The organism is Streptomyces sp. NPDC020780 (assembly GCF_044334475.1).
Taxonomy (GTDB): domain Bacteria; phylum Actinomycetota; class Actinomycetes; order Streptomycetales; family Streptomycetaceae; genus Streptomyces.
This window is the reverse complement of record NZ_JBIRTB010000001.1, coordinates 113,594-128,166: the sequence shown is the minus strand read 5'-3', so window position 1 is coordinate 128,166 and position 14,573 is coordinate 113,594. Positions and strand designations below refer to the sequence as shown.

The window sequence follows — 14,573 nt, the reverse complement described above, 5'->3', positions numbered from 1 at the left end:
CGCGTTCCCGTGACCCGGCGACTGCGCCAGGCCCGCCCCCTCCGGAGAGCACCGTATGTCCGCCACGTCGTCCCGCCCGCGTGAGAGCGCGCCCGTGCCCGAACAACGTCCCGCGCCGGAACGGCTTCCGGCTCCCCCGCCGGCCGGGGACCGGGCCGCCGCCCGCCGCGCGCCGTGGGCCGTCCTCACCTCCCGGCGCCTGCGCCTGGATCCCGCCGACCGGCAGATCCTGTGGCTGTACCTGCTGACGCGCGTGGCCGTCTGGGGGACCGCCTACGCCGCCACCAGGGTGTTCCCCGCCGACCGCGGCGCCCGTCACTCCGGCTCCGTCGCCTCCGCCTTCGAGCGGTGGGACTGGGGGCACTTCCTGCACATAGCCAGGGACGGGTACTTCTTCGGGCGGTCCGGCCCCTGGACGGCCGGCTGGGACCACCGGGAGGCCTTCTTCCCCGGGTTCCCGCTCATGCTCCGGGCCGTCCACACCGTCGTCCCGGACTGGACCGCGGCCGGTCTGCTGGTCTCCTTCGTCTCCGGCGGCGTCGCCGTCCTGGCGCTGGCCCGGATAGCCCGGCTGCACCTGCCCCACCAGGACGTGGGCCGGCGTGCCGTCCTGATGCTGCTGTGCTCGCCGTGCGCGGTCTTCCTCGCCGCGGGCTACTCGGAGTCCCTCTTCCTCGCGCTGGCGCTCCCCGCGTGGCTCGCCGCCCGGCGCCACCACTGGGCCCTGGCCGGCACCCTGACCGCGCTGGCCACCACGGTCCGGGTGAGCGGTCTCTTCCTCGCCGCCGCCCTCGTGGTCCACTTCCTGGTGTCGAAGCCCGCCCACCGGCGCCCGCGCCATCTGCCCTGGCTGGCCCTGCCCGCCCTGCCCGTGGTCGCCTACTCGTCCTACCTGCACGCGCACACGGGCGACTGGATGGCCTGGAAACACGCCCAGGAGAAGGGCTGGTACCGCACCTTCCACACCCCGTGGGAGGCATGGGGCAACACCTGGAACGCCGCGTTCGGCCACGCCCACGACCCCGGGTACGCCTTCATGTCCCAGGCCGAACTCGCCGCCATGGTCGTCGGGCTCCTCCTGTTCGGCCTGCTGCTGCGGCAGCGCCGCCCGGCCGAGGCCCTGTACGTCGGCCTCAGCCTGTGGGCGCTGGGTACCTCCTACTGGTACACGTCCGTCCCCCGCGCCACGCTCCTGTGGTGGCCGCTGTGGATCACGCTGGCCGTGTGGAGCCTGCGCAGACCGCGGTTCATGAGCGCCTACCTGTGCCTGGCCGTGCCCCTGGCGGCCGTCTTCGCCCTCGCCTTCCTCTCGGGGCGGTGGGCCGGCTGACGCCCGGGGGCACGCAAACCGCATGCCCCGGAACGGCGCCGGGGCTGGAGTACAAGGGAGGGGGAATACGGCGGGCCAGCCCCGCGCTCGCTCCAGCAGGAGGTTCACTGACCATGGACGGATCGGCCGACAGCACCCGGTACCGCATCGAGCACGACTCGATGGGCGAGGTGAAAGTACCCGCGCACGCCAAATGGCGGGCCCAGACGCAGCGCGCCGTGGAGAACTTCCCCCTCTCCGGCCTGCGGCTGGAGCGCGCGCACATCGAGGCCCTGGGCCGGATCAAGGCCGCCGCGGCCAAGGTCAACGCCGAACTGGGGGTGCTGGATCCGGAGATCGCCGAGGCGATCCAGGAGGCCGCCGCGGAGGTCGTGGACGGGCGGTGGGACGAGCACTTCCCCGTCGACGTGTTCCAGACGGGTTCCGGTACCTCGTCCAACATGAACACCAACGAGGTCGTCGCCACCCTCGCCACCGAGCGGCTGGGCCGCGAGGTCCACCCCAACGACCACGTCAACGCGTCCCAGTCGTCCAACGACGTCTTCCCGTCATCCATCCACATCGCCGCGACCGCGGCCGTCACCGCCGGCCTGATCCCCGCGCTCGAACATCTGGCCGAAGCCCTGGAGCGGAAATCAGCCGAGTTCGCGGAGGTCGTGAAGTCCGGCCGTACGCATCTGATGGATGCCACGCCCGTCACGCTGGGCCAGGAGTTCGGCGGCTACGCCGCACAGATCCGCTACGGAGTCGAACGCCTCCGGGCCTCGCTCCCCCGTCTCGCCGAACTGCCCCTGGGGGGTACGGCGGTGGGCACCGGCATCAACACGCCCCCGGGGTTCTCCGCCGCCGTGATCGCCGAGGTCGCCCGCACGACGGGCCTCCCCCTCACCGAGGCCCGCAACCACTTCGAGGCGCAGGGGGCCCGGGACGGGCTCGTCGAGGCGTCCGGGCAGCTGCGCACCCTCGCCGTGTCGCTCACGAAGATCTCCAACGACCTGCGCTGGATGGCCTCCGGCCCCCGCACCGGCCTGGCCGAGATCAATCTGCCCGACCTCCAGCCCGGCTCGTCGATCATGCCCGGGAAGGTGAATCCGGTCATTCCGGAGGCCGTCCTGATGGTCGCGGCCCAGGTGACGGGGAACGACGCCACGGTCGCCGCCGCCGGAGCGGCCGGCAACTTCGAGCTCAACGTGATGCTTCCGGTCATCGCCAAGAACCTGCTGGAGTCGGTACGCCTGCTCACGAACGCCGCCCGGCTGCTCGCCGACCGCACGGTCGACGGCATCACCGCCAACGTGGAACGGGCCCGCACGTACGCGGAGTCATCGCCCTCGGTCGTGACCCCGCTGAACAAGTACATCGGCTACGAGGAGGCCGCCAAGGTCGCCAAGAAGTCGCTGGCGGACGGCACGACGATCCGCGAGACGGTGCTGGCGGCCGGTTACGTCGAGCGCGGCGACCTGACCGTGCGGCAGCTCGACGACGCCCTGGACGTCCTGCGCATGACCCGGCCGTGACCGGTGCCCCACCGGGCGGGGCCCTCTAAGATCCTTTCATGACAGCCACGGACGCAGGGGCTACCGAAGCGGGGAACAGCGGGCGCTGGGCGCCGGGGGACCACATCCTCTGGCGCTACCGGGGTAACGGCGGTGACGACGCCGTGCACATCTGCCGGCCCGTCACCGTCGTACAGGACACCGGCGAACTGCTCGCCGTGTGGATGGCGTCGGGCACCGAATGCGTCAAGCCGGTGCTCGCCGACGGCACCCAGGTGCACGCCGAGCCGCTCGCCACCCGCTACACCCGCCCGCGGACCACGGTGCGTTCACGCTGGTTCGGCTCGGGTGTGCTCAAGCTCGCCCGTCCCGGCGACCCCTGGTCGGTGTGGCTCTTCTGGGACCGCGGCTGGCTCTTCCGCAACTGGTACGTCAACCTGGAGGAGCCCCGCTCGCGCTGGTCGGGAGGCGTGGACTCCCAGGACCACTTCCTCGACATCTCCGTGAATCCCGACCGCAGTTGGCAGTGGCTGGACGAGGACGAGTTCGCCCAGGCCCAGCGGGTCGGCCTGATGGACCGGGCCACCGCGCGGCGGGTACGGGCGGCGGGACAGGCCGCCGTCGAGGTCATCCGCGCCTGGGGCTCCCCCTTCGCCGACGGCTGGGAGCACTGGCGGCCCGATCCGCGGTGGCAGGTGCCCCGATTGCCCGATGACTGGGACCGCACCCCTGTCAGCAACCTGCCGTGAGACCCTTGGTGCACCCCAGGGGGACAAACGTAGGATCATCCCCCGTACGCCGCTCCCCCGGACCGCTTCACCGCAACTCGTGGGCGCGCACAGTCAACTGACCACAAGTCACCGTACACATCGCAGGTGTCGCACGGACCACGGAGCCGGGTGACGCGTGCGGTCGAACGCACCACTACGAGGGGGTGGAGACATGCGTGCTGCCCGCTGCCCCGCCACCGGACAGACCCGTACCGGCCCACTGCGCGGCCGAACGGTTTCGGCCCCGTACGCCGGGGCATCCGGTGACAGCCGTTGTTCTCACCGCTCTTGCCGGGGCACAGTGGCGCCCCACGAGGTGATCGCCTCATACAACCGGCCCGGACGGACGGAACCCCACGCGTGACGGAGCATCCCCCCTCCCACGAAGGCCGGCAGCCACTCGCCGCCCGGCCGCAGGAACGCGCCCGGCCCCGGCAGCAGGAGCTCGCACCCGGCGCCGCCGCCACCGCCTCGATCCCCGGCCCTTCGGCGGCGCCGGACCCGGGACCGGCCACAGCCGCCGAGACCGCCCCACCGGGCACCGACCACCAGGCGGCCGCCCGGCGCGAGGGTGACCGGCTGCGGTTCGTCGGGGCGGCCACCCGCCGGATCGCCCGGGGCATAGACCTGGACGAGATCGTGCTGGGCCTCTGCCGGGCCAGTGTGCCCACGTTCTCCGACGCCATACTCGTCTACCTCCGCGACCCGCTCCCGGTCGGTGACGAGCGCCCCGTCAACCCCTTCGTGCTGCGGCTGCGCCGCACGGACAGGCTGCGGCTGACCGACGAGGACACCGACGGCGGGCCGGAGGGCGAGCGGCTGCGGCTGCCCGTCACCGGCCCGCTGGCCGGGCTGATGCCGGCCGCCGACCTCTGCGAGGTCCTGACGGGCGGCGCGCTGGCCGAGGTGCTGCGCGGCGTACGCCCGGTTTTCGGGGACGCCGCCGCGGCGCGCGTCGCCCTGCCCGAGCTCCTGGGCGCCGGTCTGAGCGTGCCCACCGGGCACCGGGCGATCCTGGCACCACTGCGCGGACGGCGCCGGGTGATCGGTGCCGCCGTGTTCCTGCGGGGCACGGACCGCCCGCCGTTCGAGGCCACCGACCTGCTGGTCGCCGCCCAGCTGGCGACGCACACCGCCCTCGGCATCGACAAGGCGGTGCTGTACGGGCGTGAGGCGTACATCGCCGACGAGCTGCAGCGCACGATGCTGCCCGACTCGCTGCCCCAGCCCACCGGCGTACGCCTGGCCTCCCGCTACCTCCCGGCGGCCGAGACGGCCCGGGTGGGCGGTGACTGGTACGACGCGATCCCGCTGCCCGGCAGCAGGGTCGCGCTGGTCGTCGGCGATGTGATGGGTCACTCGATGACCTCGGCGGCGATCATGGGCCAGCTGCGCACGACCGCGCAGACGCTGGCCGGTCTCGACCTGCCGCCGCAGGAGGTCCTGCACCATCTGGACGAGCAGGCGCAGCGGCTGGGCAGCGACCGTATGGCGACCTGCCTGTACGCGGTGTACGACCCCGTCGCCCACCGGATCACCGTCGCCAACGCGGGCCACCCGCCGCCCGTCCTCCTCCACCTGGGCGGCCGGGCGGAGGTGCTGCGGGTGCCTCCGGGCGCGCCCATCGGCGTCGGCGGGGTCGACTTCGAGGCCGTGGAGCTGGACGCCCCGGCCGGCGCAACGCTGCTGCTCTACACGGACGGTCTGGTGGAGTCGCGGATGCGCGACGTCTGGACCGGCATCGAGATACTGCGCGAGCGCCTCGCGGCCACGGCCCAGCTGACCGGGCCGGATCACTCGCCGCCGCTGGAGGCGCTCTGCGACGACGTGCTGGACATGCTCGGCCCCGGTGACCGGGACGACGACATCGCGCTGCTGGCCGCCCGGTTCGACGGGATCGCTCCGAGCGACGTCGCCTACTGGTCCCTGGAGCCGGAGGACGCCGCCCCGGGGCGGGCCCGCCGGCTCGCCCGCCGGGCACTGGACCGGTGGGGGCTGGACGACCTCTCGGACGAGATGGAGCTCCTCGTCAGCGAGGTGGTGACCAACGCCGTGCGGTACGCGGAGCGGCCGGTGACGCTGCGGCTGCTGCGCACGGACACGCTGCGCTGCGAGGTGGGCGACGATTCCCCGCAGCTGCCCCGGCAGCGCCGGGCCCGGGAGACGGACGAGGGCGGGCGCGGCCTGTTCCTGGTCAACCGGCTGGCGAGGCGCTGGGGGGCGACCCGGCTGTCGACGGGCAAGGTGGTCTGGTTCGAGATGGCCACCTCCGGCGCGTAGGCCGTCGGCGGACAGGGTGGAGGGGCGGCGCCGGCCGGCGCATGCCCCTCCACCGCGTTCACTGCACCGGCAGGTTGGGATCGCCGGCCGGGCGCTCGCCGGGCGGCTGGTCCACGTTCCCCGTCGTCGCGGGCGCGCTGGGCGTCTCGCTCGGTGTCGAGGAGGGCGACTCACTCGGCGGCTGGGTCGAGGGCGATGCCTCGCCGGGGGTCTCGCTCGGGCTCTCGGAGGGCGCGTCCGGCTTCTTGGACGGGGTCTCCCGCGGTGACGGCGTCGGCGACGGGGTGGCGGAGGGGCTCTCGGTCACCGAGGTCTCACCGCGTTCCACGCCCTCCAGGTCGAAGGTCGCGTCGGAGCCGCCGCCGAGTGCTCCCAGGGTGTAGTCCGCCCAGATCCTGGCGGGGAAGCCGCCGCCGTTGGCCCGGCCGGAGTTGGCCGTACCGGTGAGGCTGACCTGCGTGCCGCCCTGCGGCGACTCGCCGTACAGCGCGACCACCGTGGTGAGTTCGGGTGTGTAGGCGGCGAACCAGGCCGACTTGTTGTTCTCCGAGGTGCCGGTCTTGCCCGCGGCGTCGTACGCGGAGGTGTTGGCCTCGTGGCCGGAGCCGATGTCGACGACTTCGGTCAGCGCCTTCGTCACGGTGTCGGCCGACGTGCGGCTGATCACCTGGCTGCCGGTGCCGTCGACGGGCTCCATGGCGCGATCGCGGTGCTCGGCGGTCTTGACGATGGTCGGGGTGACCTTCTTGCCGTGGTTGTCGAGCGTGGCGTAGACCCCGGCCATGTCCCACGTCGAGGCGTTCATGGTGCCGAGCGTGATCGCGGGGCTCGCGGGGAAGTTCTTGTCCGGCACTCCCAGGGAGAGCGCGGTCTTCTTCACGGCGCTCGGGGTGACGTCGACGACCATCTGTGCGAAGACGGAGTTGATCGACTTGTCCATCGCCTTCTGGACGGTCGGGCTGTCGTAGCTGACGTCGTCCTCGTTCTCCGGGGCGAACGGGATGTCGCTGCCGACCACGGGGCGCTTGCTGGTGCCGTCGTAGACCGTGTCGAGGCCGATCAGGTCGCCGTCCTGGGTGGTCGAGCCGTTCTCCAGCGCGGAGGCGAGGACGAGCGGCTTGAAGGTGGAGGCGGGCTGGTAGTCCCTGCGGGTGGCGTTGGATATGTAGTGCTCGGTGGCGCCCACACCGCCGTACAGCGCGAGGACCTTGCCGGTCTTCGGGTCCACGGAGGTGGCGCCCGCCTGGACGGTCGCGTCGATCTTGCTGTCCTTGCGGTCCAGCCGGCTCTCCAGCTCGCGGTCGACCGACTTCTCGAGCTGCTTCTGCTTCTTCCTGTCGATGTTGAGGGTGATGGTCCAGCCGCCGGCCTCGCGCATCTCCTCGGTGACGCCCTGGCGCGCCATCTCCTGGTTGGCCGCCTCGACGAGGTAGCCGGTCTGGCCCTCCATGCCGGGGGCGGCTTTCGGCGACTGCGGGACGGGGAAGGTGAGCTTCGCGCGCTCCCCCCTGTCCAGCCATCCCTCGTCGACCATGTTGTCCAGCGTGTAGGCCCAGCGGTTCTTGACGAGCTTCTTGCCGGTCGGGGAGGCGACCGCCCAGTCGTACTGGCTGGGGGCCTGGAGCAGCGCGGCGAGATAGGCGCCCTGGGAGACGTCGAGATCCTTGGCGTCGACGCCGTAGTAGGCCTGGGCCGCCGCCTGGATGCCGCTCGCACCGCGCCCGTAGTAGACGGTGTTGAGGTATCCGGCGAGGATTGCGTCCTTCTTCATGCGCTGGTCGACCTTGAGCGAGATCACCAGCTCCTTGAGCTTGCGGGTGACCGTCTGGTCCTGCGTGAGGTAGTAGTTCTTCACGTACTGCTGGGTGATCGTGGAGCCACCCTGCTTGCCCTTGCCGGTCAGCGTGTTCACCATGCCGCGCGCGGTGCCCTTGAGGTCGACGCCCTGGTCCCGGTAGAAGGACTTGTTCTCGGCGGCGACGAAGGCGTGCTGGACCTTCTTGGGCACGACGTTCAGGTCGACTATCTCCCGGTTGACGCCGGAGCCGGTCCGGGCCAGGAGAGAGCCGTCGCTGTACTCGTAGACGTTGCTCTGCTTCTCGGCCTGGGCGTTGGCGGCCGGCACGTCGACGTACAGGTAGAGCGCCGCGAAGGCGCCCATCACCAGCAGGCAGAGCCCGAAGAAGGTGCCCAGCAACTTCCGCCACGTGAAGAGCCGGCGTATGCCGCCGCTTCCGGCGGCCCGGCGTGCATCCGCTCGACCCATTGCAGTGGTGCTCCTGTTCCTCGCTCGGACCGCTCCGGTCAGACCTGCCAGCTAACACCGAAAGCCTGGACAAATGACAAGCGATCCGGTCTTTTCCGGGCGTGAGAATGAGCACCCGCCCTTGATGGAACCGACTCACGAGGGGTGCGCAGGGTTGCGAAACCAGTTAATGTGTAATCACATTGCTAGCGCGGTGATGCACCGCATGAAACGGGGGACCCATGTCCGCACCTGACGACCGCACCGGCACCACAGGCCCTGGCGCCGACCTGACACCGGATGCGCCCGACATGCCCGCTCCGCAGGTCAGAGAGGTGACGGCCCACTCGATACCCGGCGGCCTCGGCCTGCTGCTGACCGTCCTCGGAGTGTTCCTGGGGATCGGGCTCGCCATCCTCGGCGGAGTGCTCGGCTCCGGCGGCCACGACGGCGTCGGCGTCCCGGTGCTCATCCTCGGCCTGCTGCTCTCCCTCGCCTCCCTGTTCTGCATGAGCGGGGTGAAGATGGTCGCGCCCGGCGAGGCCCGCGTCATCCAGCTCTTCGGCAGGTACGTCGGCACGATCCGGGCGGACGGCCTGCGGTGGATCAACCCGCTGACCTCAAGCCGCAAGATCTCCACCCGCGTCCGCAACCACGAGACGGCCGTCCTGAAGGTCAACGACGCCTACGGCAACCCCATCGAGCTCGCCGCGATCGTCGTCTGGAAGGTGGAGGACACCGCCCAGGCACTCTTCGAGGTCGACGACTTCCTGGAGTTCGTCGCCACCCAGACCGAGGCGGCCGTTCGGCATATCGCGATCGAGTACCCGTACGACGCCCACGAGGAGGGCGGCCTCTCGCTCCGCGGGAACGCGGAGGAGATCACCGAGAAGCTGGCCGTCGAGCTCACCGCACGCGTGCAGGCGGCCGGCGTCCTGATCATCGAGTCGCGTTTCAGCCATCTCGCGTACGCCCCCGAGATCGCCTCCGCGATGCTCCAGCGGCAGCAGGCCGGGGCGGTCGTCGCGGCCCGCCAGCAGATCGTCGAGGGCGCGGTCGGCATGGTCGAGATGGCGCTGACCCGGATCGCGGAGCAGGACATCGTCGAGCTCGACTCCGAGCGCAAGGCGGCCATGGTCAGCAATCTGATGGTGGTCCTGTGCGGGGACCGCGCGGCCCAGCCGGTGCTGAACACGGGCACGCTCTACCAGTGACGGACGACACGGCCCCCACCTCCGGCGGGCCCCGGCGCGGGCCGCAGCAGCGCAAGCAGATGCTGCTGCGGCTCGATCCCGCGGTGCACGACGCACTGGCCCGGTGGGCCTCGGACGAACTGCGCAGTGCGAACGCCCAGATCGAGTTCCTGCTGCGGCGCGCTCTGGCGGAGGCGGGGCGGCTGCCGGGGGCCGCGGCGCCGATCCCGCGCCGCGGGCGCCCGCCGAAGGCCCCGCCGGCACCGCCCGGGGAAGCCGGCCCCGAGGGCTGATCCCGGCTCAGGGCTCCGGCTCCCCGCGCTTCGAGCTGGAGGTTCGGGCCGGGGCTCCGGCTCCCCGGGGGCTTCGGACCGGGAGGTTCGAGCCAGGTGCTCCGGACCGGGAACCCCGGGCCAGGGACTCGGACCGGGAGGTCCGACCAGGGGTCCGACCAGGGGTCCGACCAGGAGGTCCGACCAGGAGCTTCAAGAGGAGAGGTTCGGGCCAGGGGCCCCGGCTTCGGGAGCTCCCGGGCCTGTATACATGCGAGGTATACGCCCCGTGTACAGTGCTCCGCATGTCAATCGGTCACACCCTCCTCGGGCTCCTCGAGTCCGGCCCCCGCCACGGTTACGACCTCAAGCGCGCCTTCGACGAGAAGTTCGGCCACGACCGCCCCCTCCACTACGGGCAGGTCTACGCGACGATGTCCCGCCTGCTCAAGAACGGGCTCGTGGAGGTCGACGGTGTCGAGACGGACGGCGGGCCGGAGCGCAAGCGCTACGCCATCACCGACGCCGGTGTCTCCGACGTCGCCTCCTGGCTCGCCCAGCCCGAGAAGCCGGAGCCGTACCTCCAGTCGACCCTCTACACGAAGGTCGTCCTCGCCCTGCTCACCGGCCGCAGCGCCGCCGGCCTGCTGGACGCCCAGCGCTCCGAGCACCTGCGCCTCATGCGGATCCTCACCGACCGCAAGCGCAAGGGGGACCTCGCCGACCAGCTGATCTGCGACCACGCGCTCTTCCACCTGGAGGCAGACCTGCGCTGGCTGGAACTGACCGCCGCGCGCCTGGACCGGCTCGCCGAGGTGGTCGCCCCGTGATGCCCGCCGGTTCCCTGCTCACCGCCCGCGACCTGCGCAAGACGTACGGCTCCACGGCCGCGCTCGACGGCGCCTCGTTCTCCGTCCACCCGGGGGAGGTCGTCGCCGTCATGGGCCCCTCCGGTTCCGGCAAGTCGACGCTGCTGCACTGCCTCGCCGGGATCGTCGTCCCCGACTCGGGCACGATCAGCTACGCGGGCCGCGAGCTGTCCGCCATGTCCGACGCCGAGCGCAGCGCCCTGCGCCGCAGCGATTTCGGCTTCGTCTTCCAGTTCGGTCAGCTGGTCCCCGAACTGACCTGCGTGGAGAACGTCGCGCTGCCGCTCCGCCTCGGCGGGACCGGGCGCAAGGCCGCCGAGCACACCGCCCTGGAGTGGATGGAGCGCCTGGAGGTCGAGGACCTGGCCGGCCAGCGCCCGGGAGAGGTCTCCGGCGGGCAGGGGCAGCGCGTCGCCGTGGCCCGTGCCCTGGTCGCCTCCCCGAAGGTGATCTTCGCCGACGAGCCGACCGGCGCGCTGGACTCCCTGAACGGCGAGCGGGTCATGGAACTGCTCACGGGCTCCGCCCGGTCCGCCGGCACCGCCGTGGTGCTCGTGACCCACGAGGCCCGTGTCGCCGCGTACTCCGACCGCGACGTCGTGGTGCGCGACGGACGGTCCAGGGACCCGGAGTTCGCCGTATGAGCCGGCTGCGCGACCTCGCCCTCGGCGTTCGGTTCGCCGCCGCGGGCGGGCGCGAGGGCTGGGCCCGGACCGCGCTCACCGCCATCGGCGTGGGACTCGGGGTGGCCCTGCTCCTGACCGCGGCCTCCGTGCCCCATCTGATGGACCAGCGCACCGCCCGCGGCCAGGCCCGTGACGAGGCCCGGGTCTCGCGCGACGCGGCGGTCCCGCGGACGGACAGCACGGTCCTGCGGATCAACGCGGAGACCGAGTACCGGGGCCGTACCGTCGGCGGCTTCCTGATGCGCGCGGAGGGTGCCCGCCCGGCCACCCCGCCCGGCGTCGCCGCCTTCCCCCGTCCCGGGGAGATGGTGGTCTCCCCCGCCCTGCAGGAGTTGCTGTCCTCACCCGAGGGCGCCCTCCTCAGAGAACGGCTGCCCTACCGCATCACCGCGACGATCGGCGACCCCAGCCTGCTCTCCCCGGGCGAGCTGTACTTCTACGCCGGCAGCGGCACCCTGACCACGGCCACCGGCGGGCACCGGCTCGCCGGATACGGGGCTCCCGCCAGGGACGAGCCGCTCCCGCCGACCCTGGTCCTGCTGGTCAGCATCATCTGTGTCGTCCTGCTGGTACCCGTCGCCGTCTTCATCGCGACGGCCGTGCGGTTCGGCGGCGAGCGCCGGGACCGGCGGCTCGCGGCCCTGCGGCTGGTCGGTGCCGATATCCGCTCGACCCGCCGCATCGCGGCCGGGGAGGCGTTGTTCGGCTCCCTGCTCGGGCTGACCGCCGGGGTGGTGTTCTTCCTGGTGGGCCGCAGGTTCGTCGGCGCGATCGAACTGTGGAACCACAGCGCCTTCCCGTCCGACCTGGCGCCCGCACCGTGGGCGGCCGCGCTGGTCTCCGTGGTGGTCCCGCTCTCCGCGGTGTTCGTCACGCTGTCCGCGATGCGGTCCGTGGCCGTCGAGCCGCTCGGCGTCGTACGCGACACGGCCTCCCGCCGCAGCCGCCGCCTGTGGTGGCGCCTGCCGGTGCCGGTCGCGGGACTGGCCGTCCTGGGACTGACCGGCAAGGTGGACGAGTTCGCCCCCGTCGACCCGTACCCCGTCGCGGCCGGCGCCGTCCTCGTCCTGGCCGGGCTCGCCCTGCTGCTGCCCTGGCTGGTCGAGGCGTGCGTCGTCCGGCTGCGCGGCGGACCGCTCTCCTGGCAGCTCGCCGTCCGCCGCCTGCAGCTGAACAGCGGGCCGGCGTCCCGCGCCGTCAGCGGCATCACGGTCGCGGTGGCGGGAGCGGTGGCCCTGCAGATGCTCTTCGCGGCGATGGGTGACGACTTCGACCGGACGACGGGCCAGGACCCCACCCGCGCCCAGTTCTCCACGTTCTCCGAGCGGGTCGACGGGGACGCGGCCACCCGGACCATCGACGCGTTCCGGGCCACCCGGGGAGTCGAAGCCGTCATCGGCACGGTCGAGACGTTCGTGACGAAGCCGGGCACCTACGGGCCCGGGGACGTCCAGCCCACCACCGCCCTCACGGTCGGTGACTGCGCGACCCTGAAGGAGATCGCCGAGATCGGCTCGTGCCGGGAGGGCGACGCCTTCGTCGTCCACCCCCGGGGCGACAAGGAGCTGGCGGACTGGGTCGACGAGACGGCCCGCAAGGGCGAGGAGATCGAGCTCAACCCCACCGTGGGCGAGGACCGGAGCGCCACGTCGGTGCGCTGGACCCTGCCCGCCGACGCCCCGACCGTCGTCACCGCACGCGATCCGCTCGGCGAGGAGCACTGGGGCATCATGGCGACGGTCGGCGCGATCGACCCGCGCGCCCTGCCCACCGCGCAGACCACCGCGCAGATCCGGATCGACGAGAGCGTCCCGGACGCCGCCGAGCACGTCCGCAACACGGCCGCCCGGCTCGATCCCGGCATGCGGGTCACGACCCTCAGCTCCGTGGTGCGCGATCGCCAGTACGCCGGCGTGCAGACGGGTCTGCGGCTCGGCGCCGTGGCGACCCTGCTGCTGATCGCCGCCTCCATGCTGGTCTCCCAGCTGGAGCAGCTCCGCGAGCGGAAGCGGCTGCTGGCGGTGCTGGTCGCCTTCGGCACACCGCGGGCGGTGCTCGGCCGGTCGGTGCTCTGGCAGACCGCCGTCCCGATGACCGTCGGTATCCTCGCCGCGATCGTGGGCGGTCTGGGACTGGGGGCCGCGCTGACCTGGATGATCGACGAGACGGTCACGCGGTGGCTGCTGTTCCTGCCGATGGCGGGAGCGGGCGCGGCCCTCATCGCGGCGGTGACCCTGCTGTCCCTGCCCCTGCTGTGGCGCCTGATGCGCCCGGACGGCCTGCGTACGGAGTGACGGGGGCAGGCCTGGGGGTGGTCCGGCCCGTGCGGGCCGGACCACCCTCATCCGCCTTCCGCCACCCGCACCGGCAGGTCCGCCATCGCCCCGCGCAGCGCGGCGGCGAACTCCTCGAACTCCTCGTGCCGCGCCGTGCCCGCGCGTACGGCCAGCGCCACCCGCCGCGAGGGAGCGGGGTCCGTGAAGTACCCGGTCGACAGCGCCTCGTTGCGCCCGGTCTCCACCGTCACCGCGGTACGGGGCAGCAGGGTCACCCCGAGCCCGCCCGCGACGAGCTGCACCAGCGTCGACAGCCCGGCCGCCGTCGTCGTCACCGGTGCGCCCTCGGTGCGGCCCGCCTCCCGGCAGATGTCCAGCGCCTGGTCGCGCAGGCAGTGCCCTTCGTCGAGCAGCAGCAGCGGCAGGTCGCGCAGCGTCTCGCGCGGCACGTCGACGCGGCCGCCCAGCGGATGATCCTTCTCCATGACGAGCACGAAGTCCTCGTCGAACAGCGGGAGTTCCGTCACACCGGGCACGGAGAGCGGTACGGCGAGCAGCAGCAGGTCCAGCCGGCCCGCCGCCAGCCCGTCCAGCAGCGAGGAGGTCTGCTCCTCGTGGACCTGGAGGTCCAGCTCCGGGTACCGGTCGTGGACCAGCCTGAGCACGGTGGGCAGCAGGTAGGGCGCGACCGTCGGGATCACCCCCAGCCTGAGGACGCCGGTGAACGGCGCGCGCACCGCCTCGGCCTCCTCCATGAGCTCGCCGACGGCCCCCAGGACCGCGTGGGCCCGCAGGGCGAGCCGCTCCCCGGCGGACGAGAGCAGCACCTTGCGCGTCGTACGCTCGATGAGCTGGACACCCAGTGCCACCTCCAGCGCGGACACGGCCCCGGAGAGCGCGGGCTGACTCATCCCGATCGCCGCCGCCGCGTCCCGGAAGTGCAGATGCTCCGCCACGGCCGCGAAGGCGCGCAGCTGGGAGAGGCTGGGCTGCTTGGGCCTGCCAGCCTGATGTACATACGTCACTGATAGGTACCTCCGATCACCACGGCCGAGTGTAGCTATTTCCGTGATCAATGCACTCTGTGCCAGAGTGGTGACCGTCCAACCCTCAGGAACGCCCCCAAAAAGGGATTTCCTACGCTTCAAGGAGTGCG

General features: G+C 72.3%; 11 protein-coding genes. 9 read left to right on the top strand and 2 right to left on the bottom strand.

All coding sequences use genetic code 11. The annotated features are described in order from the left end of the window. Positions 1-55 precede the first annotated feature (55 nt). The 4 genes from ACH4VO_RS00585 (at position 56) to ACH4VO_RS00570 (ending at position 5,876) form a co-directional block, all read left to right on the top strand. Complete coding sequence (locus tag ACH4VO_RS00585) at positions 56-1,330, top strand: mannosyltransferase family protein (RefSeq protein ID WP_360993067.1); 1,275 nt, start codon at positions 56-58, stop codon at positions 1,328-1,330. A gap of 113 nt (positions 1,331-1,443) precedes the next feature. Then, positions 1,444-2,847 carry a class II fumarate hydratase gene (locus ACH4VO_RS00580; RefSeq protein WP_360993070.1) on the top strand — a complete coding sequence of 468 codons (1,404 nt, stop codon included), beginning with the start codon at positions 1,444-1,446 and terminating at the stop codon, positions 2,845-2,847. A 38-nt stretch (positions 2,848-2,885) separates the two neighbouring features. Next, positions 2,886-3,575 carry a DUF402 domain-containing protein gene (locus ACH4VO_RS00575; RefSeq protein ID WP_360993073.1) on the top strand — a complete coding sequence of 230 codons (690 nt, stop codon included), beginning with the start codon at positions 2,886-2,888 and terminating at the stop codon, positions 3,573-3,575. A gap of 381 nt (positions 3,576-3,956) precedes the next feature. Next, positions 3,957-5,876: an ATP-binding SpoIIE family protein phosphatase gene (locus ACH4VO_RS00570; RefSeq protein WP_360993076.1), complete on the top strand. Its 1,920-nt coding sequence runs from the start codon at positions 3,957-3,959 to the stop codon at positions 5,874-5,876. Between the two features lie 58 nt (positions 5,877-5,934). Here ACH4VO_RS00570 and ACH4VO_RS00565 read toward each other — a convergent pair whose 3' ends face one another. Then, positions 5,935-8,142, bottom strand: a complete 2,208-nt coding sequence (locus tag ACH4VO_RS00565) for a transglycosylase domain-containing protein (protein ID WP_360993078.1) — start codon at positions 8,140-8,142, stop codon at positions 5,935-5,937. 221 nt (positions 8,143-8,363) lie between these two features. On the opposite strand from ACH4VO_RS00565, the gene ACH4VO_RS00560 reads away from it, so the two are divergent. From ACH4VO_RS00560 to ACH4VO_RS00540, 5 genes are all read left to right on the top strand, one after another. After that, entirely contained in the window at positions 8,364-9,335 is a 972-nt protein-coding gene (locus ACH4VO_RS00560) for an SPFH domain-containing protein (protein ID WP_360993080.1), read from the top strand. Next, entirely contained in the window at positions 9,332-9,607 is a 276-nt protein-coding gene (locus ACH4VO_RS00555; protein ID WP_360993083.1) for a hypothetical protein, read from the top strand. Before ACH4VO_RS00560 ends, ACH4VO_RS00555 begins: the two co-directional genes overlap by 4 nt. Before the next feature lie 284 nt (positions 9,608-9,891). Next, on the top strand, positions 9,892-10,416 hold the full coding sequence (locus ACH4VO_RS00550; protein WP_360993086.1) for a PadR family transcriptional regulator: 525 nt from the start codon (positions 9,892-9,894) through the stop codon (positions 10,414-10,416). Then, entirely contained in the window at positions 10,413-11,099 is a 687-nt protein-coding gene (locus tag ACH4VO_RS00545) for an ABC transporter ATP-binding protein (RefSeq protein ID WP_360993089.1), read from the top strand. Before ACH4VO_RS00550 ends, ACH4VO_RS00545 begins: the two co-directional genes overlap by 4 nt. Next, positions 11,096-13,435: an FtsX-like permease family protein gene (locus tag ACH4VO_RS00540; RefSeq protein ID WP_360993091.1), complete on the top strand. Its 2,340-nt coding sequence runs from the start codon at positions 11,096-11,098 to the stop codon at positions 13,433-13,435. The genes ACH4VO_RS00545 and ACH4VO_RS00540 overlap by 4 nt, the downstream gene beginning before the upstream one ends. A gap of 47 nt (positions 13,436-13,482) precedes the next feature. Here ACH4VO_RS00540 and ACH4VO_RS00535 read toward each other — a convergent pair whose 3' ends face one another. Further along, positions 13,483-14,442 (bottom strand): LysR substrate-binding domain-containing protein, encoded by a 960-nt coding sequence (locus tag ACH4VO_RS00535; RefSeq protein WP_360993094.1) that lies wholly within the window; start codon positions 14,440-14,442, stop codon positions 13,483-13,485. Positions 14,443-14,573: the final 131 nt, after the last annotated feature.